Annotated in this window: 21 protein-coding genes; 10 read left to right on the top strand and 11 right to left on the bottom strand. The window is 63.6% G+C overall.

Annotated features, from left to right (window positions below; genetic code table 11):
* Positions 1–201: 201 nt before the first annotated feature.
* Positions 202–1,110: an AraC family transcriptional regulator gene (locus F757_RS0115200; RefSeq protein ID WP_035466844.1), complete on the top strand. Its 909-nt coding sequence runs from the start codon at positions 202–204 to the stop codon at positions 1,108–1,110.
* A gap of 133 nt (positions 1,111–1,243) precedes the next feature.
* Here F757_RS0115200 and F757_RS0115195 read toward each other — a convergent pair whose 3' ends face one another.
* From F757_RS0115195 to F757_RS0115185, 3 genes are all read right to left on the bottom strand, one after another.
* Positions 1,244–2,380: an acyl-CoA dehydrogenase family protein gene (locus tag F757_RS0115195; RefSeq protein ID WP_027212140.1), complete on the bottom strand. Its 1,137-nt coding sequence runs from the start codon at positions 2,378–2,380 to the stop codon at positions 1,244–1,246.
* Positions 2,381–2,395: 15 nt separating this feature from the next.
* Entirely contained in the window at positions 2,396–3,604 is a 1,209-nt protein-coding gene (locus F757_RS0115190; RefSeq protein ID WP_027212139.1) for an acyl-CoA dehydrogenase family protein, read from the bottom strand.
* Positions 3,605–3,702: 98 nt separating this feature from the next.
* The gene (locus tag F757_RS0115185; protein ID WP_027212138.1) at positions 3,703–5,823 is read right to left on the bottom strand and encodes a 3-hydroxyacyl-CoA dehydrogenase NAD-binding domain-containing protein; all 2,121 of its coding nucleotides are present in this window, start codon (positions 5,821–5,823) and stop codon (positions 3,703–3,705) included.
* 166 nt (positions 5,824–5,989) lie between these two features.
* Between F757_RS0115185 and F757_RS0115180 the strand changes: the two genes are divergently transcribed.
* From F757_RS0115180 to F757_RS0115170, 3 genes are all read left to right on the top strand, one after another.
* Positions 5,990–6,898 carry a LysR family transcriptional regulator gene (locus F757_RS0115180; RefSeq protein WP_027212137.1) on the top strand — a complete coding sequence of 303 codons (909 nt, stop codon included), beginning with the start codon at positions 5,990–5,992 and terminating at the stop codon, positions 6,896–6,898.
* 118 nt (positions 6,899–7,016) lie between these two features.
* The gene (locus F757_RS0115175) at positions 7,017–7,214 is read left to right on the top strand and encodes a hypothetical protein (RefSeq protein WP_027212136.1); all 198 of its coding nucleotides are present in this window, start codon (positions 7,017–7,019) and stop codon (positions 7,212–7,214) included.
* A gap of 118 nt (positions 7,215–7,332) precedes the next feature.
* Complete coding sequence (locus F757_RS0115170) at positions 7,333–7,713, top strand: DUF5594 family protein (protein ID WP_027212135.1); 381 nt, start codon at positions 7,333–7,335, stop codon at positions 7,711–7,713.
* 40 nt (positions 7,714–7,753) lie between these two features.
* Here the strand turns inward: F757_RS0115170 and F757_RS0115165 are convergent, their stop codons facing one another.
* The 7 genes from F757_RS0115165 to F757_RS0115135 all read right to left on the bottom strand — a co-directional run bounded on the left by F757_RS0115165 (position 7,754) and on the right by F757_RS0115135 (position 17,112).
* Positions 7,754–9,553 carry a methyl-accepting chemotaxis protein gene (locus F757_RS0115165; protein WP_027212134.1) on the bottom strand — a complete coding sequence of 600 codons (1,800 nt, stop codon included), beginning with the start codon at positions 9,551–9,553 and terminating at the stop codon, positions 7,754–7,756.
* Between the two features lie 253 nt (positions 9,554–9,806).
* Positions 9,807–11,918, bottom strand: coding sequence for a phosphocholine-specific phospholipase C (locus tag F757_RS0115160; RefSeq protein ID WP_027212133.1), 2,112 nt, complete (start codon positions 11,916–11,918; stop codon positions 9,807–9,809).
* Between the two features lie 81 nt (positions 11,919–11,999).
* A complete protein-coding gene (locus F757_RS0115155) occupies positions 12,000–12,323 on the bottom strand; it encodes a hypothetical protein (RefSeq protein ID WP_027212132.1) in 324 nt (107 codons plus the stop codon).
* A gap of 137 nt (positions 12,324–12,460) precedes the next feature.
* Positions 12,461–13,291 (bottom strand): alpha/beta fold hydrolase, encoded by an 831-nt coding sequence (locus F757_RS0115150; protein WP_027212131.1) that lies wholly within the window; start codon positions 13,289–13,291, stop codon positions 12,461–12,463.
* An 8-nt stretch (positions 13,292–13,299) separates the two neighbouring features.
* Complete coding sequence (locus F757_RS0115145) at positions 13,300–14,904, bottom strand: benzoate-CoA ligase family protein (protein WP_027212130.1); 1,605 nt, start codon at positions 14,902–14,904, stop codon at positions 13,300–13,302.
* A 124-nt stretch (positions 14,905–15,028) separates the two neighbouring features.
* Positions 15,029–16,624, bottom strand: coding sequence for a 3,4-dehydroadipyl-CoA semialdehyde dehydrogenase (locus F757_RS0115140; RefSeq protein WP_027212129.1), 1,596 nt, complete (start codon positions 16,622–16,624; stop codon positions 15,029–15,031).
* Positions 16,625–16,644: 20 nt separating this feature from the next.
* Positions 16,645–17,112: a DUF4863 family protein gene (locus tag F757_RS0115135; protein ID WP_027212128.1), complete on the bottom strand. Its 468-nt coding sequence runs from the start codon at positions 17,110–17,112 to the stop codon at positions 16,645–16,647.
* A gap of 182 nt (positions 17,113–17,294) precedes the next feature.
* Between F757_RS0115135 and F757_RS0115130 the strand changes: the two genes are divergently transcribed.
* The 4 genes from F757_RS0115130 (at position 17,295) to boxA (ending at position 22,864) form a co-directional block, all read left to right on the top strand.
* A complete protein-coding gene (locus F757_RS0115130) occupies positions 17,295–18,287 on the top strand; it encodes a helix-turn-helix transcriptional regulator (RefSeq protein WP_027212127.1) in 993 nt (330 codons plus the stop codon).
* A gap of 114 nt (positions 18,288–18,401) precedes the next feature.
* Positions 18,402–20,072, top strand: coding sequence for a 2,3-epoxybenzoyl-CoA dihydrolase (gene boxC, locus F757_RS0115125; protein WP_027212126.1), 1,671 nt, complete (start codon positions 18,402–18,404; stop codon positions 20,070–20,072).
* A 68-nt stretch (positions 20,073–20,140) separates the two neighbouring features.
* On the top strand, positions 20,141–21,568 hold the full coding sequence (gene boxB / locus F757_RS0115120; protein ID WP_027212125.1) for a benzoyl-CoA 2,3-epoxidase subunit BoxB: 1,428 nt from the start codon (positions 20,141–20,143) through the stop codon (positions 21,566–21,568).
* Between the two features lie 54 nt (positions 21,569–21,622).
* On the top strand, positions 21,623–22,864 hold the full coding sequence (boxA, locus tag F757_RS0115115) for a benzoyl-CoA 2,3-epoxidase subunit BoxA (protein ID WP_027212124.1): 1,242 nt from the start codon (positions 21,623–21,625) through the stop codon (positions 22,862–22,864).
* A 24-nt stretch (positions 22,865–22,888) separates the two neighbouring features.
* Here the strand turns inward: boxA and F757_RS0115110 are convergent, their stop codons facing one another.
* On the bottom strand, positions 22,889–23,602 hold the full coding sequence (locus F757_RS0115110; protein ID WP_051376773.1) for a TetR/AcrR family transcriptional regulator: 714 nt from the start codon (positions 23,600–23,602) through the stop codon (positions 22,889–22,891).
* A 340-nt stretch (positions 23,603–23,942) separates the two neighbouring features.
* Here F757_RS0115110 and F757_RS0115105 point away from each other — a divergent pair, with 340 nt between their 5' ends.
* Positions 23,943–25,250, top strand: a complete 1,308-nt coding sequence (locus F757_RS0115105; RefSeq protein WP_027212122.1) for a Zn-dependent hydrolase — start codon at positions 23,943–23,945, stop codon at positions 25,248–25,250.
* 162 nt (positions 25,251–25,412) lie between these two features.
* Positions 25,413–26,762, top strand: coding sequence for an NAD(P)-dependent oxidoreductase (locus F757_RS0115100; RefSeq protein WP_027212121.1), 1,350 nt, complete (start codon positions 25,413–25,415; stop codon positions 26,760–26,762).
* The last annotated feature ends 70 nt before the right edge of the window (positions 26,763–26,832 follow it).

Raw genomic sequence — 26,832 nt, 5'->3', positions numbered from 1 at the left:
GATGCTTTCGGTTGCATCGTGCAGCCGATGGAGCCATGTTATGAGAGCGCCCGCCGCGAGCGAATACACGCAACGATTGCGCTATTGCCTATTCCTATTGAGTGGGGTGGGCTCGTCGAATCGCCTCAGGTAGAATCAGGCCGTCCGGTTTGCCAGCGAGGAGTCCCCGTGCCAGTTCCCGACAATGCGGTTTCCGCGCAGATGGTCAGCCTGCTCAGGCGTCTGGCGCCTAACGAGGGATACACCCAGTCCGCGCTGGCTTCCGTACGGTTCATGCGCTCGAACCGGCCGTTGGGGCGCACGCCGGTGCTATACGAACCGAGCATCGTGATCGTGTGCCAGGGGCGCAAGTTGGGCTTCCTGGGCCAGGAAACGTATGTGTACGACGCGCAGCATTACCTCGTCCTGTCGGTGCCGCTGCCGTTTTCCACCGAGACGCAGGCGAGCGAAGCCGAACCGATGCTGGCTGTGTCGCTGCGGCTCGATCCCACGGAACTGACCGACCTGATCGTGACAATCGACCAATCGGGCTGCCATCAGGAAGGTGCGCCGCTCGGCATCGTTTCGACACCGCTGGAGGGCGATCTGGCCGACGCCACGTTGCGCCTGCTGCGGGCCTTGACCTCGCCGCTCGATGCACAGGTGCTCGGGCCCGCAATCGTGCGTGAGATCTGCTATCGGGTACTGGTGGGGGAGCGTGGTGCGGCGATGAGAGCCGCGCTTGCGCATCAGGGGCGCTTTGGGCGGGTGGCGAAGGCGCTGCAGCGTATTCATACCGACTTTGCCCAGCCACTGGACGTCAGCCTGCTTGCTGACGAGGCGGGAATGAGTGTGCCGGCGTTTCATGCCAACTTCAAAGCGGTTACGCTCACCTCGCCGATCCAGTACATCAAGTCCACGCGCCTGCACCAGGCACGTCTGATGATGATCCGCGACGGTCTGACGGCCGCCTCCGCCTCCGCGCGGGTGGGCTATGAGAGCCCGTCCCAGTTCAGCCGCGAGTTCAAGCGGTTTTTTGGCCGCACGCCCGCCGACGACACGCGCGATATGCGTGCGTCGTTTGCGCTTTCTCCCGCCGCGAAGATTGACGATTTTGCGGCGTCTCACTGACGGGTTTCATACGACTCGGCTGCGATGCAGAGTATCGGCGGCGACATACCGCACCGATGTCAGGCATGTCGTAGCGCTCGCGGCTTGCCCGATTAAGCGGTTGAGCGGGCTAAGCGACTAAGCGACTAAGCGACTAATCCCGCTCGCGCCCCAACTGCACGAACCGTTCGAGGTGGTGATCTTCATCACCCAACTGATGATCGATCATGACGAGCCGCTTTGCATAATGAGCAAGCGGCAGTTCCCACGTCATGCCGATTCCGCCGTGCAACTGAATGCATTCTTCTGCGACGAGCGCGCCGATCCGGCCGATGCTGTACTTCGCCGCCGACACCGCGCGTTCGCGCACTGTGCGCCCGGCGCTCAGCGCTGCGGCCGCATTGATTACCGCCGAGCGCGCCTGCTCGATCTCGAGCAACATGTCGGCCATTCTGTGCTGCAACGCCTGGAAGCTGCCGATCGCGACGCCGAACTGCTTGCGCGTGCGCAGATAGTCGAGCGTGTAGTCTTTCGCCACGTCCATTGCGCCGAGCGCCTCTGCACACAGCGCGAGCACGCCGCAGGCAACGGCGTATTCGAGCGTCGCGAAACCTGCACCTTGCGCACCGAGCAGCGCATCGTCGGTAAGCGTCACGCCTTGCAAGGTGAGTTCGGCGGCGCGCCCGCCGTCAATCTTCGGATAGCCGCGCACGCTCACGCCGCTCGCCTCGCGCGGCACAAGAAAGAGGCTCACGCCTTGCTCGGAATCTTCATGACCATCGGTACGTGCCGACACGAGAAAGAGGGCCGCGTGCTCGCCGTGTTGAACCACCGCTTTCGCGCCGTTCAATTGCCAAGTATCGCCGTTGCGCTGTGCGCGCGTCGTTACGCGGGCCAGTTCGTAATGGCTGTCGGGCTCGCCATGCGCAAGCGCGGCTATGCAGGAGCCGTCGATCAACGCGGCAAGCCGCACGCGTTGCGCGTCATTGCCGCTTCGCGCAAGCGCCTGGCCGACCATCAGCGTATCGAGAAACGGCTCGACCACGAGCCCGCGCCCGAGGCTCTCGAACACCACCGCGATATCGAATCCGCCGCCGCCAAAGCCGCCGCTCGCTTCGTCGAACAAGGCGCCGATAATGCCCAGTTCTGCGAAACGATTCCACATCTCGTGACTGAAGCCGAGGGGCGAGCGGGCGAGCTGATCGCGCGTCGCGAAACCATACTGCTCGCTGATAAACCGGTTCAGCGTATCGGCGAGCATGCGCCGATCTTCAGTGTGCTGGAAATTCATGACGTGCGCCTTCCTCTACAGTGCGAGGATCGTTTTGGAAATGATGTTCTTCTGGATTTCATTCGAGCCACCGAAGATCGACAGCTTGCGATTATTGAAGTATTGCGAAGCCGCGCTTGCCGCTTCCTCCGGACCCACGGGCATGCCTTGGTAGCCCTCGTGCAGCGCTTCTTCGACGAACGGCTGCGCATACGCGCCCATCGCGCGCCGCGTGAGCGAGGAGATCTCCTGGCGAATCTGCGTGCCGCGAATCTTCAGCATCGAGCTCTCGGCGCCCGGCACGCCGCCGCCGGCCACTGCCGCGATCACGCGCAGGTTGGTCGTCTTCATGTTCTCCAGGTCGATCTCGACGCGCGCCATGCGCGCGGCGAACGACGGATCTTCCGCAAGCGGCCGGCCATTGCGCCGTTGTTTCGCGGCAATCTTTCGCAGCCGGTTGAAGGCGGCCACCGAAAAACCGACGCCCGCTATGTTCGTGCGCTCGTACGTCAGCAGATACTTTGCGTAAGTCCAACCCTTGTTTTCTTCGCCGACCAGATTCGCAACGGGAACGCGTACGTCCGTGAAAAACACCTCGTTGACCTCATGCTCGCCGTCGAGCGTGATGATCGGCCTCACTTCCACGCCTGGTGTTTTCATGTCGATCAGCAGGAAACTGATGCCTTCCTGTTTGCGCACGTCGGTGGCGGTGCGCACCAGACAGAAAATCATGTTCGCGTAGTGGCCGAGCGTGGTCCACGTCTTCTGTCCGTTGACGATGTAATGCTCGCCGTTCGCATCGACGCCGCGCACGGCCGTGGTTTTCACGGAGGCGAGGTCGGAGCCCGCGCCGGGTTCCGAATAGCCCTGGCACCACCAGTCCGAGCCGTCGAGAATGCGCGGCAACCAGTGGCGTTTCTGCGCGTCGCTGCCGTATTTGATGAGCACCGGTCCGAGCATGTTGACGCCGAACGGCACAATGCGCGGCGCGCCTGCCAACGCGCATTCGTTTTCAAAGATGAACTTCTGCACAGGGCTCCAGCCGGGACCGCCATATTCCTTCGGCCAGTGATTCGCAAGCCAGCCGCGCTCGTTGAGAATCGCGTGCCATTGCGCCATGTCCTCGCGCGTGAGGCGCCGCCCGCCCTGCACCTTGTCGGCGAGACGCTGCGGGAGGCGCTCGCGCAGGAACGCGAGCACCTCGGTGCGAAAGGCTTCTTCTTCGGGCGTGAAATTCAGGTCCATCGCAGTTCCTTCAGGGATGTCCAGTGGTTGTGGTGACGAGGGGCCGATCAAGTTCGGGTCAGTAGCCGACCAGTGGCAAACGAGCCTGCCGCCGCGCGTCAAACCGTCTGATTCAGACTCGCAAAATCCGCGCCGCGTTCGACCAGTTCGACGAGCAGCGGCGAGGCTTGCCAGAACAACGGGTCTTCCTTCGCGAATTCGCGAATGTCCGCCAGAATGCGCGGCAGGCCGACCGTGTCAGCGTATTTCATCGGACCGCCGCGATAGCGCGGGAAACCGTAGCCGTAGAGAAACGTCACGTCCACGTCCAGCGGACGCAGTGCGATTCCTTCGTGCACGACGTTCGCGCCTTCGTTGATCATCGCGGCCATATAGCGGCGGATGATTTCATCGTCGGTGAAGGTCCGCGGCGAGATGCCGACGCGTGAGCGCTCGGTGTCGATGATCGACTCGACTTCCGGATCCGGCTGGCCGCTGCGCGATCCTTCGGGGTACAGATAAAAGCCCCGGCCCGTTTTCTGGCCGAACCAGCCGCGCTCGCACAGGCGGTCTGCGATCTGCACGTAGCGGGCCGCCGGATTACGCGTCGCCGCGCGCCGTTTGCGGGCCGCCCAGCCAATGTCTCCGCCCGCGAGGTCAACCACCTGGAACGGGCCCATCGGGAAGCCGAACGCACGCACCGCGGCGTCGATCTGATAGGGCGACGCGCCGTCCTCCATCATCGCGTCCGCCGCGCTTCGATACACCGCGAGTATGCGGTTGCCGATAAAGCCGTCGCAGACGCCGGCGCGCACCGGTGTCTTGCGCAGCTTCTTCGCGAACTCGAACGCGGTGGCCACCACGTCCGCGCTGACCGCTTTCGGCACGACCACTTCCAGCAGCTTCATGATGTTGGCCGGCGAGAAGAAGTGCAGACCTATCACGTCGGCGGGGCGCGAAGTGGCGGCGGCAATTGCGTCGATGTCCAGATATGACGTGTTGGTCGCGAGCACGGCGCCCGCCTTGCAGACACGGTCGAGTTCGGCGAACACGGCCTGTTTGACCGCGAGATCTTCGAATACGGCCTCGATCACAAGGTCAGCGTGGGCCAGTGCTTCATAGGACGTGCTGCCGGTAAAGCGCGCGAGCAGTTCGGCCTTCTTCGCGGCGCTCATGCGGCCTTTTGCAATCAGTCCGTCGTAGACCTTCTCGATGTGCGCGCGGCCCCGCGCGAGCGACGCCTCGTCGCGCTCGATCATCGTGACCGGCAGGCCCGCGTCGAGCACGGCGACCGCAATGCCGGCGCCCATCGTGCCGCCACCCACCACGCCGATGGTGTCGAGTGGACGCGGTTTCGCAGCGCGGGTCTCGGGCGCTTTCAGCACTTCACGTTCGGCAAAAAACGCATGAATCAGGCCGGCGCGTTGCGGACTATCGATACATTGCAGAAAGAGTTGACGCTCGAGCCGCAAGCCGTCTTCAAATGGCTGGGTGATCGCAGCCTCGACTGCGTCGACGATCTTCAGCGGCGAAAAGAGACCGCGCGCTTGTTTCTCCGTCTGCGCGCGCGCCGCGGCCACCGCCGCGAGGCTCGCAGTGCGATCGCTCAACGCGCTCGCGTCGCGCGTGCGGCGCGCCGTTGCATGGCTCGCCAGCAGTTCGTGCACGTAGGCGAGCCCTTCGGCGAGAATGTCGTCGCTCGCGCCAAGCCGGTCGACGAGTCCCCACGCGAGCGCCTCCTTCGCGCTCGCATGGCGGCCGCTTAGCATCAGATCGAGCGCCGCCTGCGCGCCGATCAGGCGGGGCGCTCGCTGCGTGCCGCCCGCGCCGGGCAGCAGGCCGAGTTGAACTTCCGGCAAGCCGAGCCTGGCGCCTTCGACAGCAATCCGGTAATGGGCCGCCAGCGCCACTTCGAGCCCCCCGCCGAGCGCGGCGCCGTGAAGCGCGGCGACAACCGGCTTCGTGCAAGCCTCGATGCGGTTGCACACGTCCGGCAGCGAGGGCGGCACGGGCGGCTTGCCGAACTCGCGGATATCCGCACCGGCAATGAAGTTGCGGCCCGCGCCGACGAGCAGCACCGCTTCGATCGAGGTGTCGCTGTCGGCGGCCTCGATTGCGGCGAGCAGGCCGCGCCGCACATCGGCGGAAAGCGCGTTGACGGGCGGGTGGTCGATCGTCACGAGCAGCACCTTGCCGCGCAATTCACGCGTCACGGTGCCGGCTGAAGGGCTAGCGGTCATGCAGTCGTCTCCTGGCAGGTTGTCGGGCGTGGCGGCGGCAGGCGCGGCGAGGGCCCACGCGCATGCCGCTTCGCGCGAATGCTGCGATTGTGGAGCGGTCAAGGTTCATTGACAATTACATGACCGATTGACAGACTGTCAAAACAATTTTGACAAAGGCCGGTTCGTGGACGTCAATTCGCTGACCCTGCTGGTGGAGATACTGGACGCGGGCAACCTGAGCGAGGCCGCGCGGCGCCTGAAAATGAGCCGCGCGAACGTGAGCTATCACCTGAACCAGCTTGAGCGCTCGGTCGGCCTGCAACTGGTTCGGCGCACTACGCGCCGCGTGGAGCCCACGGAGATCGGCCTGCAGCTGTATGAACACGGCCGCGCGATCCAGAACGCGCTGCTCGCCGCGCGCGAATCCGTCACGACGCTCGGGCAAAGCCTGCAAGGGCGCGTGCGCCTGAGCGTGCCGAGCGGTTACGGGCAACTTGTCATGTCCGGGTGGCTGATCGAGTTCAAGCGTCTCTATCCCGGCATCGTGCTCGACGTGCTGTTCGAAAATCGCGTGGAAGACCTCATGCGCGACGAAGTGGACATTGCCGTGCGCATCATGTCCGAGCCGCCGCAAAACCTCGTTGCACGCGACATGGGCTCGGTGCGGTACGTCGCCTGTGCGTCGCGCTCGTTCGCCGAAAGCCGCGGCATGCCGGTACGGCTCGACGATCTGCGCACGGCGCCGTTGATCACGGCCGCAGTGGTGGGCCGGCAACTGCGCGTGGCTGCGTATCTGCGCGACGAGCGCCATGAAGTGCTGCTCGAACCGACCATCATCTCCGAAAACTTTCTGTTCTTGCGGCAGGCCGTGCTGGCGGGACTAGGCGTCGGCATCGTGCCCGACTACGTGGTGCATGACGACCTGAAACGCGGCGACGTGGTGACTACGCTCGACGAATGGCGCCTCAGCATCTTCGGCACGAACATGTACATGCTCTACATGCCGAACCGCCATCACACGCGGGCTGCGGCCACCTTCATCGACTTCATTCTGGAACAGGCGCGCGCAAGCGGACGAGGCGGCGTCGCCTGAAAGTGAGGCTTGCGGGTTAAAGACAATTGCGCCGGCACGCGCTTGCCCCCACTATGCCGTGAATAAAGAGCGCATAGGCGCCGTCCGGCAGCATGTCGAAACGTCAGGGGAGACCAGGATGAAGTGGACCGCCGCATTGCTTGTCGTGTTCGCAGTACTCGCCAGCGCCGTTGCCGCGCTGCTGATCGCGCGCCTGCCGACTGACGAGGCGATCCGTCTTGCGGGTTATGCAGCGACGGCCGCGCTTGCCGCGCTGATCAGTTTCGTGATTCGCAGACGCAACGCCCGCACGCAAAAGAGCAAGCGGGCGGGATAGGGCGCTGACGGTGTCGACGGACGCTGACAGGCACTGACGGCGCCACCAGACGCTCGCTGCGAGCCCGGCCGTGCATGCTACGATGCTTCGCTCATTGCGCAGCACGCCGGAGAATCAGATGCGCCCAGACACTGCCGCCCGTTTCGACAAAGAGTTCGCACCTCGCATTGCCGAGGCCATCGGGACCTGCTTTGCCACCACTGTGCACACCGAAGTGATGCCGTACGGCGGTCCCGGTCACCCCACGCGAGTGCGCGTGCATGCGGCGCCGCTCGAACATATCGCTCAATACGCGCATCCGCTGAATCTGTACCTGACGTGGGACAGCGACGAGATCGAGCGGCTCATGAAAGACGAAGGGCAAGCGCGCTTTGCCCGCTATCTCGCCGCGTTGCCGCGCAAGCTCGCGGCATGGCGTAACGCGCGCGAGCTCGATTTTTCGTCGCATACGCAAGCCGAGCCCGAGGCGCTCATCGGCGGGCTCGACTTCGAGTCGTGAGCCCGCTGCTTCGCTGCACCACCGGCTTGTCAGCCTGCGTCTAGTCCAGCTTGAACTGCGTGACCGCGCCCGCGAGGCTCACCGCCTGCGTTTGCAAGGCAGCGGCGGCTGCCGTGGACTGTTCCACCAGAGCCGCGTTCTGCTGCACCATTTCATCAAGCTGGCTGACCGCGCGGTTCACTTCCTGAATGCCGCGCGTCTGCTCGTTGGCGGCTTGCGTGATCTCCGAGATGATGGTGCTTACATTCGCGACGTTGCTCACGATCTCCGTCATCGTTTCGCCGGCCTGGCGCACCTGGCTCGAGCCCGACGTCACGCTCGCGACGGTGGCTTCGATCAGCGCCTTGATTTCCTTTGCCGCCTGCGCGCTGCGTTGCGCGAGACTGCGCACCTCGCCCGCCACCACCGCGAAGCCACGGCCCTGTTCGCCGGCGCGCGCCGCTTCCACCGCGGCATTCAACGCCAGAATATTGGTCTGGAAAGCAATGCCGTCGATCACCCCGATGATGTCCGAGACCTTCACTGACGCCTGCTGAATCTCGGCCATCGTCGTAATCACCTCGGAAATGACAGCGCCGCCGCGCGAAGCGACTTGCGACGCCGACCCCGCGGTGGAGTCCGCCTGCTTCGCGGCACTCGCCGACTGCGTGACGGTCGAGGTAATCTCTTCCATCGACGCAGCGGTCTGCTGCAGGCTCGCCGCAGCAGACTCGGTGCGGCCTGACAGATCGACGTTGCCTGCGGCGATTTCATTCGAGGCTATGCGCACCGATTCGCTTGCGTCGCGAATCTGACGCATCACGTGGCTGAGCTTGTCGATAAAGGTGTTGAACGAACGGGCAATTTGCGCAACTTCATCGTTGCCGACGGCGGGCAAGCGTTGTGTCAGGTCGCCTTCGCCGGAACCAATATCGTCCATCGCGTCGCGCACTTTCGACAGACGCTGGAACGACACCGCAGTGACAGCCGCGACAATTGCCGCCGCAATAACCGCGATCACCACCAGTGCGATGACCGAGGCGGTCAGCAGCGAACGCATGCCGGCGGTCGCTTCTGCTTTGTCCAGCGCGACGATCAGATACCAGTCGGTGCCCGCAATGGGTTGCGCGCGCAACAGCTTGGCGCTGCCGCTCACGTTCATCTGCACCGGGCGTTGCGCGCGAAAGAGTGTCGCGAGCTGGTCGCCCGCGAGTCCGGGCACGAGGTCAGAGGCGGGTTTCAAGGTGAGTTTCGCATCCGGATGCGCGACGATCTGGCCGCTTGCGTCGATCAGCATGCCGAAACTCGCGGGCGTCGGATGAATCGACTTCACGTTGGCGATCACGCTGTCCATCGCGACGTCGCCGGAAACCACGCCCTTGACGGCGCCGTCGCGTACCACCGGCGCGGCGAACGCCACCACCAGCTTGCCCGTGCCCACGTCGACGTAAGGCGGCGTTGCCACCGGCTTGCCGGCGGCCGCAGCCTGCTTGTACCAGGGACGTCCGGTCGGATCGTAGCCAGCGGGAATGCCCGTCGGGTCGGAAAACTTTGCCGTCTTGTCCGCGTAGCCCACGTAGACATTCGTGAACTTGCCGGCGGTCGCAATCTGCTTGAGCGCGGGCGACGGGTCCGGCTGCAACACCGCGTCCTGCAGCGAGTTGATCATCTGGCTGTTGACGGCGACCCAGTCGCTGATACCGGCCGCATGGCCGCTTTCGACAGCAGTCAGACTGCTGTCGATGGCATCGGCGTTATACGAGTTGGCGACGAGATAGTTGAGAACCGCATTCGCTGCGAGTGCAACGACAACGATGGCGACGCACAGCGCAACGATCCGCGCGCGAATGGAGGAAAACATCATGGAGTCTTTCGGCTTGCAGTGAGTCGTGGACGATGAGGCGGGCGCCTCATACGCTGTATACGGCTTGCACGCATCAAGACTTGAGGAGGTGTCGGCGGTGTTTACGCGTAGCGCGATAGGCGTCGCCGTGTCGCGATACGTCTGATGATTGATGAATCGCACGATAAAGCACAAGCGATACGAGAAGAAAAAAACGGCCGCAGCGTTGCAAGCGCAGCGGCCGTTCGTGCCTGTTCGATTCAGTTCGCGATCATGCGCCCAGTGCAGGATCGCTCATGCTGCTCCTGCCTGTTTCCACGTGGCCCGCAAAACGGCGCGTGAACAGCGGGTCGGTGTCGACGGTAATCGCAAGGTCGTACCAGCCATGCGCGTTGCGAAGATCGAGGTACAGCTCGTCGGTATCGCCGCCGCGCACCACGCGCTTGATCGAGTGCTTCGGGTCGTATGCATTCACGATCGTGAACTTGCAATGCGCGCTACCCACGTTTTCAAGGCGCAATTGCAGATTGCCGTTCGCCACGTCGTAACCTTCGAGCACTTCCGGGCGCGCAATGTCCGAGCCGTCCCACCAGCTGCGCGCAACGGGGCGGCCCGCGAAGCGGCGCAGGAAACCGTTCGGACCATGCACGGTGAGATCGTAGGTGCCGTCCACGTTCAGCGCGAAGTGATCCTGCAAGCGCTTGCCCGCTTCCACTGTGTAGGTGCGCGGCGCCTCGAGGCTGTTTGCGCGGTACACCTGAAATACCGCGCCCACGCTGCCCGTGTTGACGAAGCGCATGGTCAGCGTTTTCTCCGCGCCTTCGCCGTGCACGCGCACGAAGAGCTCATACGGCAGCGCGCGAGCGGGACGCACCCCCGACTCCTGACGCGGCACCGCCTGAATTGCCGGCGGCAGGGGCACGTAATCGGGGTGACGGTTCTGGTCCGCCGGCACATAGCCGCTCGTGGCTGGCAACGTCGGGAACGTATCGTTCGGATTGCTGAAGTTGAACGCCGATGTCAGATCGCCGCACACCGCGCGACGCCACGGCGAGATGTTCGACTCGGTGAGGTTGTGCTGTTCGCCAAAGCGTTGTTCGATGAAACGGATCACCGAGGTATGGTCGAACACCTGCGAACACACATAACCGCCCTTGGACCACGGCGAGACCACGAGCATCGGCACGCGCGGGCCGAGACCGTATGGCGCGGCAACGTTTTTCGCATCGCCCGGATAGATTTCGTTGACGGTGTCGACAGTGGAAAGACCGTTCGCGCTCGAGCTCGGCGCGCACGGCGGCACCATGTGATCGAAGAAGCCGTCGTTCTCGTCGTAATTGATGAGAAGCACGGTCTTGCTCCACACCTCGGGATTCGACGTGAGAATCTGCAGCACCTGGTCGATGTACCACGCGCCATAATTCGCGGGCCAGTTCGGGTGCTCGGAATACGCTTCAGGCGCGACGATCCACGACACTTGCGGCAATGCGTTGTTCTGCACGTCACGCTTGAGTATGTCGAAATAGCTGTCGCCCTTCAATGCATTCGTGCCGGTGCGCGCGTTGTCGTACAGCGGGTTGCCCGGCTGCGCGTTGCGGTACTGGTTAAAGTAGAGCAGCGAGTTGTCGCCGTAATTGCCGATGTACGCGTTTTGCGTCCAGCCCCACGAGCCTTTTGCGTCGAGACCGGTGCCGATGTCCTGATAGATCTTCCACGTTATGCCGGCGTTCTGCAGCACTTCCGGGTAGGTCGACCAGCCATAGCCGAGTTCGGAATTGTCGATCACCGGACCGCCGCCCGTGCCGTCGTTGCCCACGCCGCCCGCCCACATGTAGTAGCGGTTCGGGTCGGTGGGGCCCATCAGCGAGCAGTAATACGCGTCGCAGATGGTGAACGCATCCGCGAGTTGATAGTGAAACGGAATGTCCTCGCGCGTGAGGTAGGCCATGGTCGTCGCGCTCTTGGCGGGCACCCATTGATCGTAGCGGCCGCCGTTCCACGCAGCATGCGTGGTGTTCCAGTCGTGTGCGAGGTCTTGCAGGAATTGCAGGCCGAGATTCGGCGCGGTCGGGCGAAACGGCAGCACGTAGCCGAGATCGGCGGCAAGCGGTTGATACCACACAGGCTTGCCGTTCGGCAGATTCACCGCACGCGTGTCGCCAAAGCCCCGCACGCCGCGCAGCGTGCCGAAGTAGTGGTCGAAGGAGCGGTTTTCCTGCATCAGCACGACAATGTGCTCGACGTCGCGAATCGTGCCTGTTCTGTTATTGGCCGGAATGGCGAGCGCATTGCGGATGCCGGCCGGCAGCATGCTCAGGGCAGTGAACGAGCCTGCCGCCTGCGCAGCCGAGCGGAGAAAATCGCGGCGATTTTTTGAGGTCATGGTATGAGCCTTTGTGTCTTCAGTGGGGAACGCTTCGCGCGGCGCGCAAGCGTAAGCCGCGCGCCGCGTGAAGTGCGGGACTCAATCAACGCTATGAATAACGGGTGTGGCGAGCGGCGCCGACGCGGCGGCGGACAATGCCGGGTCTGCGCTTGATGCGGGTAATGCAGGACTTTGAATCGTCACAGCGGCAGACGAGGGCAACACGGCGGCCGGATTGGCCGACAGCACGGCGGCGTTGCCGTTGCCGCTGTCGTTGCTGGTGGAGCTAGCTGCGCCCGGATCCGGGGTTTTGCTGTCGTCGTTGCCGCATGCGCCGATCAGCGCGACGAGCGGCAGCACCACGAGCGCCATTGCCAAACGTTTGACATGCAGGGCAATGCAGGGCTTCCACACAAAGAACATGGCGATGTCTCCGGCACGGGGAACGCGCGGGCATCGGCATGCCCAGGTCAGCGGTGAGAAAAGAATATCCGCTTACCTGTGTAAGTTTTGTGAAGTTTTGGAAATTTGAGGATTTGTTGAGAATTGTGCAATCGCAACTACCGGTGCCGGGACACGAACGCTGCAATGACGTCGTTGAGCCGGTCCGGGGCGTCGCGATGCGGCGAGTGCCCGCACGCGTCGAGTCGGGCGAGCTGCGCGTGCGGCACGTGCTCTGCAATGGTGTCGATCTGCTCCATCGTGCCGTAGTTGTCGTCATGGCCTTGCACGGCGAGTAGTGGTGTGGCTATCGACGCGAGTTGCTGCGTGATCGACCATTGCCGGAACGCCGGATTCAACCAGATATCGTTCCATCCGTAGAATGCGGAGTCGACGTCCGCGTGATAGCGCGCGAGCTTGCCGCGTAGGTCGGTGGTTTCATAGAGCACCTTGGTCTGCGCAATGCTTTGCACGGACAGGTCTTCAACGAACACATGAGGTGCAATGGCTATCGTGCCGGCAAGCGCGTGCGGAAACAGCGCAGCATAGAGCAACGCAATCGAGCCGCCGTCGCTATGGCCGATTACCCACATACGCCGGCGTTGGTGCAGGTCGACGCGCAGTGCGTCGAGCAGCGCCGGCAGGACATCGCGCGCCTCGCGCGTCATGAAATCGACCGGCCATTTGACGTGATGCTCGCGCGGCGTCGACAATCCGTAGCCCGGCCGCGAGTAGACGAGTCCGCGCATGCCGAGTCGCTCGCACAATGTTTGCGGCCAGTCGCGCCACATCGCGACGGAGCCCAGCCCTTCGTGCAGAAAGACTGCGAGCGGCGCATCGCCCGCTGCATCGTTCAACCAGCGATATTCGATGCGCAATGGCCCATGCGACGCGCCACCAGGCAGGTCGGCAAAATGAGTCGCCGGCGTCTCGAAAGCGGGGTTCTGCATGTATCACCTTATGATAGTTCTCGCAGTTTGAAGCGCTGAATCTTGCCGGTTGCGGTTTTCGGCAAGTCGTCGACGAATACGATGTCGCGCGGGTATTTATGCGGCGCGAGCCTGTCCTTCACGAACGCCTTGAGTTCGTCCGCCAGTATCTCAGACGCTGCAAACTCGCTCTTCAATACGACGAACGCACGGGTCTTCACGAGGCCGCCGTGGTCTACGCCGACCACCGCCGCTTCGAGCACTGCATCGTGCTGCACCAGCACCATTTCCACTTCGACCGGCGACACATATTGGCCGCTGACTTTCAGCATGTCGTCGCTGCGGCCTGCGTACACATAGCAGCCGTTCGGCAAACGACAGTACTTGTCGCCGCTGCGAATCCACTCGCCGAGAAACGTGGCGCGCGATTTCTCGCGGTTGCACCAGTACATGAGCGCTGCGCTGGGTCCTTTGATGTAGAGGTCGCCCACTTCGCCGTCGCCGACCGGATGGCCGCGCTCGTCGCGCAGTTCGACTTCATAGCCGGGCACGGGGCGCCCCGTGGTGCCGTACTCGACTGCGCCCGCGCGGTTCGAGAGAAAAATGTGAAGCATTTCGGTCGAGCCAATGCCGTCGAGTATTTCGCAACCGAAGTGTTTCGTAAAGCGCTCGCCGATTTCGCGCGGCAATGCTTCGCCGGCCGACGTACACACGCGCATCGCGACCTCTTCGCGCGCGGGCAGCTTCGGCGATACGAGCATGCTTGCATAGAGCGTGGGCACGCCGTAGAAAACGGTCGGACGATGACGCGTGAGGCGGTCGAACACGGCATCGGCCGTGGGGCGCTCCGCCATCAGCACGGTGGTCGCGCCCACCGACAGCGGAAAGGTCAGCGCGTTGCCGAGGCCGTAAGCAAAGAAGAGCTTCGCCGCGGAAAACACCACGTCGCTCTCGACAATGCCAAGCACCGGCTTTGCATACAGCTCCGCGGTCCAGTAAAGATTCGCATGGGTATGCACGGTGCCTTTGGGTTTGCCGGTCGAGCCCGACGAATAAAGCCAGAAGGCGATGTCGTCGCAAACGGTTGCCGCGTGCTTCACAGCAGGCGCCGCCGCCTCGACGAGATTTTCGAATACGGGCGCCGCGAGCGGCGTGCTCTCGGGCGCTGCGGACGCGCGCGTCGAAACGATCAACTGGCAGCCGTCGTGTTCGGCCGACTCCATCGCCTGCGTGACATTTGCGGCAAGTGCGCTGGACGCAATTACCGCGCGTGCATGACTGTGCGTGAGCATATACACATAGTCCGCTGGCGTGAGCAGCGTGTTCGCCACCACCGGCACCACGCCTGCGTAGAGCGCGCCAAGAAATGCGACGGACAAGGCCACGCTGTCCAGCATCACCAGCAGCACCCGTTCTTCGGGATGCACACCCAGACTGCGCAACGCGGTCGCAAAGCGCCGCGCGCGTTCGTCCAGTTCGCCATAGCTGGTCCTGCCGTTGTCGTCGATATACGCGGTCTTGGCGGCGCGCGACGCATTCAGCTCGAACAGATGAGCGGCGAAATTGAAGCGCGCGGGCGGCGGCTCGACCGTCGCGGCGGGCTGGCTTGCAGCCGGTTCGAACAAGGCTTCCATGTGTCTCCTCCATCCAGTGGGGGCGGTCCGGCTGTTATGTGCTCATGATCCGCTGAATGCTTGCATGCGCTACTGCGTTGCAGGGTGTTTGCCTCTTGCGTCATGTATGCCGTGCGCCAGGCCGTCAGGGCGCGGGCAGATGAGCGAGTTGCGCGAGTGCGTCGATTGCCGTTGCGGACGCTTGAATCGCCGAGCGCCGGTGATAGAAGCCGAGGGCGCGCAGGCCGCCGAGTTCTTCGCCGCCGCCCGCGCGTCCCGGTCCGCCGTGCAGCGACATGGGCATCACATTGCCGTGGCCGGTCTGGCTGTGTTGCACCGAAGGCGACACGGCATGCACGCGGCCGTGGGAATCGGCGAGTTCGACTGCGAGCGTGGCGAGATGCGCGTCGTCGTTCGAATAGATCGACGCGACTAGCGAGCCCTCGCCGCGACGTGCGAGGGCGACGGCATGCGCTTCGGGTAATTCTTCGGCGTGGCGCGCAACGCGATACGGCGCCACGCTCGCCACCGGACCGAACACCTCGACGTTATGCAAGAGCGTCGCGCCGTCCGGATCGTTGACGACAAAGAGATGCGGCGCCACGCACGCCGCGATGGCCGGGTCCGCGTCGAGAGGAGACGTGGACGAACCGTCATACGCGAGCACGCCTTCCTCGCGCAAAGCGGCGATACCCGCCAGCACATTCGCGTATTGCGCGCGGTTCACAAGCGAGCCCATGCGTACGGTGTCGTTGCGCGGATTACCCACGGTAACCTTCGCCAGTTTAGTTGTCAGCGCATCGATCACCGCTTCGAGCATGGCTTCCGGCACGAAGGCGCGCCGGATCGCGGTGCACTTTTGCCCGGACTTCACGGTCATTTCGCGCACGACTTCGTTAATGAAGAGCTCGAACGCCGGCGTGTCGGGCGCCGCATCCGCGCAGAGAATCGCGCTGTTCAAACTGTCCGCCTCGACGTTCAGCCGTGCGCCGCGTGCGACGAAAGCCGGATGGGCGCGCAAGGTCGCGGCCGTTTCGGCCGAGCCGGTGAACGACACCACATCGAATGCCTGAACCTGATCGAGCAGCCCCGCGGAGCTGCCGCAAATCACCGACAGCGAGCCGCGCGGCAGAATGCCGGCGTCGACCACATCGGCGACCATGCGTTGCGTGAGCCATGCGGTCGCTGTTGCGGGCTTGACGATGACAGGCACGCCGGAGAGCAGCGCGGGCGCCGCTTTTTCCCACAAGCCCCACGACGGGAAATTGAATGCGTTGATAAAGAGCGCGACGCCGCGCGTGGGCGTCAGCACGTGCTGGACGCTAAACGACTGGTCCTTGCTCAGTGCGCTCGCAGTGCCGTCGCGCAGCATATGTACATCGCCGAGCGAAGCGCCGAGTTTCGCGTAATACGACAACGTGAAAATGCCGCCGTCTATATCGACTGCTGAATCGTTGCGTGTGGTGCCGGAGTTCGCGAGTGCGATGGCGTAGTAATCGTCGCGCCTGGCCTGCAGCACCTTGGCGATGTCGGCAAGGCGCGCTGCACGCTGCGCGTAGGTGAGCGCACGCAGCGCGCCACCTGCCTCGTGGCGGGCATAACGGAATGCGTTCGGCAGATCGAGCCCTTTGCTCGAGACGCGCACAAGCGCTTCGCCCGTCACCGGGTCGCTCAGCGTGACGCCTTCTCCCGCGCCCGCAACCCATTCGCCCGCGACGTAATTCTTCAATAGTTCGATCATGGCGGCACTCGTGGCGGCACTCAGGCCGCGGTGAATTCAATGGCGCCTTGCGGCAGGAGATAAAGCACGAGCGCGGCGCCTTTCGCCACCGTCGGGCGATGCGCGGAGCCGGGCTCATACACGCACCAGCCGGCGGGGTGGCCGTCGAAGGTCGCGCCTTCGGTGAGCGGCATGATGAGATCGATCTCTCCATGCGGATGAACGTGATGCGGCCCGGCCATGTCCTTCATCTCGACCACGTCGACAGAGAAACCGTGCGTGTCGGGCAGCGCCTTGAAAATACGGCCGTAACGCAGCCCGCCGGCTTCGCGGTTGCACAGCCAGCCTTCGGCGACTCCGGCGCGGCACGCATCGGCGATTTCGCGGAAGGTGGGGCTGTCGGCGGGATACGCGCGGTTCAGCCAGTCTGCGAGGTCGGCGTTCAGCGGCCGGCCGGCCAGTTGCGCGGTAACCTGGGCAATCAGCCGCTGGAATTCGGATGGGGACATGCAAGCCTCCGGACTGTGCGCATGCACGTCATTGCATGTGACGCGTTGCGCGGTCTCCGTGACGCCGCGCGAAATATCGCGGCAGTCTTTGTACATGGATCAAGGTTGGGCGAAAATTAACCGTTCACGGGGTGTGTGTCAAGCACTATAGTACATGTAACGAGGTTTGTGAGGGATAAAACATGAAGCAGAATTACGCCGGAACGCCGCCGGACGCGCCGTCGCCCTCCGCCGCCGATGACGAAGCCGTTCGCCCGGAGCGCGCCGAGCGTGCCGGCGAACGCGAGGAGCGTGATCCGTTTCTCACCGCGATGGGGGAACGCGTGCGTCTGTTGCGCGCGCGGCGGGGCATGACGCGCAAGACGCTCGCCGCGGAGACTGGCTTGTCCGAGCGGCATCTGGCAAATCTCGAGTCGGGTGTCGGCAATGCTTCGGTGCTGGTGTTGCGGCAGATTGCGGCCACCTTGAACTGCCCGCTTGCCGAAGTGATCGGCGACGAAACCACAGCGTCGGCGGAATGGCTGCTGATTCGCGAGCTGCTGCACGGGCGCGATCAGGCCGCGCTGCAGCGGGCGCGCATGACGCTTGCCGAGATGTTCGCGCAGGCGCCGCGCGACCCGCACCGCAAGGATCGGATCGCGCTGATTGGCCTGCGCGGCGCGGGCAAGTCGACGCTCGGCCGGATGCTCGCGCAGGAGCGCAAGGTGCCGTTCGTCGAACTGACGCGGGTGATCGAGCAACTGGCCGGCTGCCCGCCCTCGGAGATTCACTCGCTATACGGAGCGAGCGCTTACCGGCGTTACGAACACCGCGCGCTGGAGGCGGTCATCAAGGAGCACGAGCGCGCGGTGATCGCGTCGCCCGGCGGGCTCGTGTCGGAGTCGGGCACGTTCAACGCGCTGCTGTCGCACTGCTTTACCGTGTGGCTGCAGGCGGCGCCGGAGGAGCACATGCGGCGGGTGGTCGCGCAGGGCGATTTGCGTCCCATGTCCGGCAACAAGGAGGCGATGGACGATCTGAAGCGCATTCTGGCCGGGCGCAGTGAGCTGTACCGCCGCGCCGACATGACTTTCGACACCAGCGAAAAGACCTTGGCCGACGCCTATCTGCAACTGCGGGACCGCCTTGCGGCAAGACTGGCTGCCGAGTCTCCCGACGAAGCGCCGGCCGCGTAACCTGCACTGGAGAGTCAGGGTTAACGCGTTAACATGCATTAAAATGCTTTACATGGGCAGGACGATGCACTATTGTTCGATCAACAACTTGCATCGTCCAGTCAGGAGACGCCCATGTCCACAGCAGAAACCGCCATTGCGCCGGTCGATTACCGCACCGATCCTTCCCAGTACAAGCATTGGAAACTGAGTTTCAATGGGCCGGTTGCGACGCTCGGCATCGACATCGCGGAAGACGGCGGCATTCGCGACGGCTACAAGCTGAAGCTCAATTCGTATGACCTCGGCGTAGACATCGAACTTCACGATGCGATCCAGCGCATCCGCTTCGAGCATCCGGAAGTGCGAACCGTCGTGGTGACGAGCCTGAAGGACCGCGTGTTCTGCTCGGGCGCGAACATCTTCATGCTGGGGGTTTCGTCGCATGCGTGGAAGGTCAACTTCTGCAAGTTCACCAACGAAACGCGCAACGGCCTCGAAGACTCGTCGCGTCATTCCGGGCTCAAGTTTCTGGCGGCGGTGAACGGCGCATGTGCGGGCGGCGGCTACGAACTCGCGCTCGCCTGCGACGAGATCTATCTGATCGACGACCGTTCGTCGTCCGTGTCGCTGCCGGAAGTGCCGCTGCTCGGCGTGCTGCCCGGCACCGGAGGACTCACGCGCGTGACCGACAAGCGCCGGGTGCGCCATGACCGCGCCGACATCTTTTGCACTGTGGTCGAGGGCATTCGCGGCGAGCGCGCGAAGGCGTGGCGTCTTGTCGATGAAGTCGTGAAGCCAAACCAGTTCGACGCGGCTATTCAGGCTCGCGCGCTCGAACTCGCTGCGCAGAGCGACCGTCCTGCGGACGCGCAAGGCGTGAAGCTGACCCGCATAGAACGCACTGACCGCGATGACGGCCTGACGTACCACACGCTCGAAGTGAGCATCGACCGCGCGAGGCGCCTTGCCACCTTCAACGCCCGCGCGCCGCAGGCAGCACAGCCCACGACGGTCGAGGCGATTGTCGCCGCAGGCGCCAACTGGTGGCCGCTGCAATTCGCGCGCGAACTCGACGACGCGATCCTCTCGCTGCGCACCAACGAACTCGAAGTGGGCACCTGGGTGTTTCGCACCGAAGGCGACGCGCGCAACCTGCTCGCCGTGGATGCGATGCTCATGCAGCACAAGGACCACTGGTTCGTGCGCGAAACGATCGGCATGTTGCGCCGCACGTTCGCACGCATCGACGTATCGTCGCGGTCCCTGTTTGCGTTGATCGAGCCCGGCTCATGTTTTGCCGGCACGTTCGCCGAACTGGCATTCGCCGCGGACCGCTCGTACATGGCCGCGTTGCCGGGCAACGAGGAAGAAGAGCCGGCCATCACGCTGTCGGAAGTCAACTTCGGGCTTTATCCGATGGTCACGCATCAGTCGCGGCTCGCGCGCCGCTTCTATGAGGAAACGCAAGCGCTCGACGACGTTCGTTCGCTCATCGGCCAGCAGATCAAGCCGGTGGAAGCGGAGCGTCTCGGCCTCGTGACCGCGGCGCCGGACGATATCGACTGGGCCGACGAAATCCGCATTGCACTGGAGGAGCGCGCGGCCATGTCGCCGGACGCGCTCACGGGGCTCGAAGCGAATCTGCGCTTCAACGGGCCTGAAACGATGGAGACGCGCATCTTCGGCCGTCTCACTGCATGGCAGAACTGGATCTTCAACCGGCCGAACGCTGTAGGCGAGAAGGGCGCGCTCAAGGTGTACGGCAAGGGCAGCAAGGCGCAATTCGACGTTTCGCGCGTCTGACGCGCGCCGCCACGCGATCTGCGCTTTATTCGCGCGCCTCTCATCTTGAGCATTGCAAGGAACCGACCATGTCGACCATCAATTACAGCGAAAAGATTCCGAACAACGTCAATCTCGCCGACGACCGCGCGCTGCAACGCGCGCTCGAACAATGGCAACCCAACTTTCTGTCCTGGTGGGGCGACATGGGACCGGAAGGCTCGCACGGCTACGACGTATACCTGCGCACGGCCGTGAGCGTGGATGCCGGCGGCTGGGCGCATTTCGATCACGTGAAGATGCCGGACTATCGCTGGGGCATTTTTCTCACGCCCGGCGAGCAGGACCGCAAGATTCATTTCGGCGAGCACAAGGGCGAGGCCGCGTGGCAGGACGTGCCCGGCGAACATCGTGCGAATCTGCGCCGCATCATCGTCACACAGGGCGATACGGAGCCGGCTTCCGTCGAACAGCAACGCCACCTCGGCCTGACCGCGCCGTCCATGTATGACCTGCGCAACCTGTTCCAGGTCAACGTGGAAGAGGGCCGGCACCTGTGGGCGATGGTCTATCTGCTGCATCGCTATTTTGGACGCGACGGTCGTGAGGAAGCCGAAGCATTGCTGGGCCGCCGTTCGGGCGACGACGACAATCCCCGCATTCTCGGCGCGTTCAACGAGAAAACGCCGGACTGGCTCGCGTTCTACATGTTCACGTACTTCACGGACCGCGACGGCAAGTTCCAGCTCTCCGCGCTCGCGGAATCGGGCTTCGATCCGCTTGCGCGCACCACGAAGTTCATGCTGACCGAAGAAGCGCACCATATGTTCGTCGGCGAATCGGGTGTGTCGCGCGTGATTCAGCGCACCGCGCAGGTGATGAACGAACTCGGCACCGACGACGTCGCCAGGATTCGCGCAGCCGGCGTGATCGACTTGCCGACCATCCAGCGCTATCTGAACTTCCATTACTCGGTGACGATCGACCTGTTCGGCGCGGATCATTCGTCGAACGCCGCCACCTTCTACAGTTCGGGACTCAAAGGCCGCTATGAGGAAAGCAAGCGCGACGACGATCATCAACTGAACGGGCAGAGCTACAAATTGCTCGACGTGCAGGACGGCAAGCTCGTGGAGCGCGAAGTGCCCATGCTCAATGCAATGAACGAGGTGCTGCGCGACGACTACATCAAGGATTCGGTGGCAGGCGTGGGGCGCTGGAACAAGGTGCTCGAAAAGGCCGGCATCGACTTTCGCATGACTGTGCCGCACAAGGCATTCAACCGGCAGATCGGCACCTTCGCGGGCACGCGCGTCTCGCCGGAGGGCCGCGTGGTCAGCGAAGCGGAGTGGGCCGCCAACGAAGCCAGGTGGCTCGCCACACCCGAAGACCGCGCATTCGTCGCCTCGCTGATGGGACGCGTGGTGGAGCCGGGCAAGTTCGCGAACTGGATTGCGCCGCCTGCAATGGGCGTGAACCGTCAGCCGGTCGATTTCGAATACGTGCGCTTTAACTGAACGCACGCGAAAAAGCGCGGCACGCTTTTTCAGCACTACAGGGTGGAGGCAATCATGAACGGCCCAGTGTCGGTCGAGGTACTCAGGCAACATCTGATCGATCCGGAAATCTGCATTCGCTGCAACACGTGCGAAGAGACCTGTCCGATCGACGCGATCACGCACGACGAGAACAATTACGTCGTGAAGGCGGATGTCTGCAACGGCTGCATGGCGTGCGTGCCGCCGTGCCCGACAGGCGCGATCGACAACTGGCGCACCGTGCTGAAGGCCGACGCGTATCCGGTCGAAGAGCAGTTCACATGGGACGTACTGCCTGAGCAGAACACCATGGCCGTCCCCCCGGTGGACGAATCGCCCGTTGCGGACACGACGCGCGACGAAGCGGCGCCCGCCAGCGGGATAGACGTCGATACCGTGCGCGGCTCCGTCGTGCCGCCGTGGTCAGCGGCAAAACCGTACGTCAATCTCTATACGCACAAGGCACCGACCACGGCGACCGTGGTCGGCAATTACCGGCTGACCGACGCGTCAACGCAAAGCGATATCCATCACATCGTGCTGGATTTCGGCTCGATGCCGTTCCCCGTGCTGGAGGGCCAGTCGATAGGCGTGCTGCCCCCAGGCGTTACCGCCGACGGACGGGCGCACCACGCGCGCCAGTATTCGATTGCGAGCCCCCGCGACGGCGAGCGGCCCGGCTACAACAACGTCTCGCTAACGGTGAAGCGCGTCTCGCAACGACATGGAGACTCGCTCGACGGCGTCTGCTCCAACTATCTGTGCGACCTGAAGAAGGGCGACGTAGTAACCGTAATCGGCCCGTTTGGCGGCACCTTCCTGATGCCGAACCACCCGAACTCCCATCTGCTGATGATCTGCACCGGCACCGGCTCCGCGCCGATGCGTGCGATGACCGAGTATCGGCGGCGGCGCCGGCTCAAAGGTGCGACGGGCAAGCTGATGCTGTTTTTCGGCGCGCGAACCAAGGAGGAATTGCCATACTTCGGGCCGCTAACTAATCTGCCGAAAGATTTTATCGATACCAATCTGGCATTTTCACGCACGCCGGGTCAGCCGAGGCGCTATGTGCAGGACGCCATGCGCGAGCGTGCGGTCGACGTCGCGCATATGCTGCAAGACGACAACACGCATATCTACGTGTGCGGGTTAAAGGGCATGGAAGACGGCGTGCTGCAAGCGCTCAAGGAAATAGGCGAGCAGCATCAGATGGATTGGGATGCACTGTGGGCGAGGTTGAGGAAGGAAGGGCGCCTGCATCTGGAAACCTACTGAAGCAGCGCCGCCGCGCGAAAACCCCTAGCGCGCAGGGTCCGCGCCTTCCTCGCTCTGTGCTGGCGAGACCGCGCCGCACGCGCGAATCACGAGTCGCACGACTTCTTCGGTCGTCGCCTCGAACGACTTTTGCGTGAGCGCGCGCTTGCCTTTGAGCGCGCGGATCTGCGCGTCGAAGTCCGCGTAGTGCTGGGTGGTGGCCCAGATCATGTACATCAACGTGCGCGGGTTCACCGGGGCGAGCAGCCCGCGTGCAATCCAGCTGTCGATTACTTTCACGCGGCTGTCGAGCCACGGCTTGACCCGGCCTGTGAGGATGTCTTCCATATGCTCGGCGCCGTGGATGATCTCGCTCGCCCATACTTTCGAGCCGAGCGGACGCCGCCGCGACAATTCCATTTTGGCCCGCACATAGCCGCCGATTGCCTCAACGGGGTCGTCGCTGCATTCAAAGGTATCGGCCGCGCGATGCCAGTCTTCGAACAGGTCTTCGAGCACGCGGCGGTAGAGCGCGAGTTTGGTAGGGAAGTAGTAATGCACGTTGGCTTTCGGTAGACCTGCGCGCTCGGCGATCATCGCGGTGCTCGCGCCGTCCAGCCCGCGTTCCGCAAAAACCGCCTCGGCGCATGCCAGAAGGTGCGCTTCGTTCGACTCGCGAATGTGCGCCTTGCGCCGCCGCAAAGGCGCGCGGGTTTCGTCGTGGTCGGTGATGCGTGCCGCTACGTCTTCGTCTCTCATGTTCGCCTTCGCCGGCATGAGTGCCGCGTCGCGCTTCATTCTAGCCGCTGGACGCCGCGCTCACACGCGTATTTCTCAGGTCTCCCACGGCCGTGCTGCAATGCAATGGCACGCTTCTCGCTCTGATTCATCTCGTACGAAAAGCATTGATTTGGCGGTGTGAATCGTCTACAACCTGTCCAACTGGACAGGATTGACAGAGCGGGACATGCATCAGGGTTTGCCCTTTGTATCAGCGGCAGCCGCGTGCATCGAGCTTGCACCGCGACCGTGCGGACACGCCCCACAACCGCCGCCCATGCACCAGTTTCATGTCGGTTCACCGAAAGGAGCGAGACGAATGAACGCGGTTACTGAAGCGCTGAAGAGCGCGTCGAAGGGGGCTCTCGTGGCGGGTGCGGACGACGCGGCGTCGGTCCGGGTCGACGGCAGGCGGCTGTGGGACAGCCTCATGACAATGGCGAAAATCGGCGCGACGCCCAAAGGCGGCGTATGCCGCCTCGCGCTGACCGACCTGGATAAGCAAGGGCGCGACCTGATAGTTAGCTGGGCGAAGGAAGCCGGCTGCACGGTCAGCATCGACCAGATGGGCAACGTCTTCATGCGCCGCGCTGGGCGCAACCCGGACGCGCTGCCCGTCATGACCGGCTCGCATGCCGATTCGCAGCCGACGGGTGGCCGCTTCGACGGCATCTACGGTGTCCTGGGCGGTCTGGAAGTAATTCGCAGCCTGAACGATCACGGCATAGAAACAGAGCATCCCATAGAAGTCGTGATCTGGACCAATGAGGAAGGCTCGCGCTTTGCGCCCGCCATGGTCGCGTCCGGCGTATTTGCGGGGGTGTTTTCCCTCGAGTATGGTTTGTCGCGCAAGGACGTAGACGGCAAGACCATCGGCGAGGAATTGCAGCGCATTGGCTATGCGGGTGATGTGCCATGCGGCGGCCGTCAGTTGCATGCGGCGTTCGAACTGCATATCGAGCAGGGGCCGATTCTTGAAGCCGAGCAGAAAACCATTGGCGTGGTCACCGATGCGCAAGGCCAGCGCTGGTACGAGGTCACGTTGACGGGCCAGGAAGCGCATGCGGGGCCGACACCCATGCCGCGTCGGCGCGATGCGTTGCTGGGCGCCTCGCGCGTTGTCGATCTTGTCAATCGCATTGGGCTCGACCATGCGCCGCTCGCATGCGCGACGGTCGGCATGATGCAGGTGCATCCGAACTCGCGCAATGTGATTCCGGGCCGCGTGTTCTTTACCGTCGACTTCCGTCACCCCGACGACGCCGTGCTCGCGAAAATGGATGCCGCATTGCGCGAGGGCGTTGCCCGCATTGCGGGCGGCATTGGGCTCGAAACGGAACTCGAACAGATCTTTTACTACGCTCCTGTTGCGTTCGACGAAGCCTGCGTGAGGTCCGTGCGCGCGGCGGCTGAACGCTTCGGTTATTCGCACCGCGACATGGTGTCGGGCGCGGGACACGACGCGTGTTACCTAGCGCAGGTCGCGCCGACGTCGATGGTGTTCGTGCCCTGCGTGGACGGTATCAGTCACAACGAAATCGAGGATGCCACTTTCGAATGGATCGAGGCGGGCGCGAACGTCCTGCTGCACGCTATGCTGGAGCGGGCGTGCGAGCCGGTTTCATAGTGGGTACTTCTTCGGTTGCTTTGGTGCTTTGGTACGTTAGTGCTTTAGCCGTTTTACCGCAGTGACGTAGTAATCGCAGTGCCAGAAAAATGCCGTGCGGGCCTCGTTCACGCGAGCGCCGACCAGCGCGGCTGCGTCCTCACATCGACAGAAGGAACGTGTATGGCCATCAAGCAAACCGGCGACATCGCCGCGCAGCGCCTGTCGCCAGAGCAGCTTGCCTGCGAGTTCTCCGACATTGCGCCGTTGCTCGACGCGAGCGCCGCAGCGGCGGCGGCGAGCCGCTGCCACTACTGCTACGACGCACCGTGCGTGAACGCGTGTCCGACGCAGATCGACATTCCCAGCTTTATCCGCAAGATCGGCAACGGCAATCTGAAGGGCGCAGCGGTGGACATTCTGTCGGCGAATCCGCTTGGCGGCATGTGCGCGCGGGTGTGTCCCACCGAGATTCTTTGCGAAGGTGCTTGCGTGCGCAACCATCAGGATGCGAAGCCGGTAGCCATTGGCGCGCTGCAACGCCATGCAACCGATTGGGCGATGGCGCGCGGCGAAGCGCTCTTTACGCGCGCGCCCGCAACCGGCCGGCGGGTTGCCGTGCTCGGCGCGGGCCCGGCAGGCCTTTCCTGCGCGCATCGCCTCGCGCTGTGCGGCCACGAAGTGACGATTTACGACCCGCACGAGAAAGCCGGCGGGCTCAACGAATACGGCATTGCGGCCTATAAGACCGTCGACGATTTCGCGCAGCGCGAAGTGCAATGGCTGTGCTCGGTCGGCGGCATCGAGATCAGGCACGGTACGGCGCTCGGTCGCGACGTCGAACTGGATGCGCTGCGCAAGCAATACGACGCGGTGTTTCTCGCGATCGGCCTCGCCGGGGTACGTGAGCTTGGCGCGGCTGGCGAGGATCTGGCCGGCGTGATGAACGCAGTGGACTTTATCGAAGCGATTCGCAGCGCGCGCGACCTGGGCAGCGTCCCGGTTGGCCGCCGCGTCGTCGTGATAGGCGGAGGCAATACGGCAGTGGACGCCGCGGTGCAAAGCCGCAAGCTCGGCGCGACTGCGGTGACGATGGTATACCGGCGCGGCGTCGAATCGATGAGCGCGACGTGGGCGGAGCGCGGGTTCGCGCAGACCAACGGCGTCACGCTCGTCACGCACGCAACGCCGGTGCGTCTGCTTGGAGAGGGCGGCGTGGTGACGGGGGTGGAGTTCGAGCGAACGATGAGCACGGGCGACGCGGAGCGCTTCGTCATTGAAGCGGACATGGTGCTGAAGGCAATCGGGCAGACGCTCGTGACTGTCGGACTCGATCGCGAACTGCTGACGCTCGACGGCAGCCGCATCGCTGTAGATGCGAACGGGCAGACCTCGCTCGCCGGTGTATGGGCCGGAGGCGATTGCGCGGCCGGCGGCGGCATCGATCTGACGGTGCAGGCGGTGCAGGACGGCAAGCTCGCAGCCGACGCCATTCATGCGCAGTTGGCACGCACCGGCATCAAGGCCGCGTAGCGCGAAAGACCCGAGAGGCGGGTCGCATAAAACGGGTCACACAAAAACAGCCGTCCCCAAGGAGCCCAAT

It is taken from the genome of Burkholderia sp. WSM2232, assembly GCF_000472545.1.
GTDB lineage: Bacteria > Pseudomonadota > Gammaproteobacteria > Burkholderiales > Burkholderiaceae > Paraburkholderia.
This window is presented reverse-complemented; position numbering and strand designations above follow the sequence as displayed.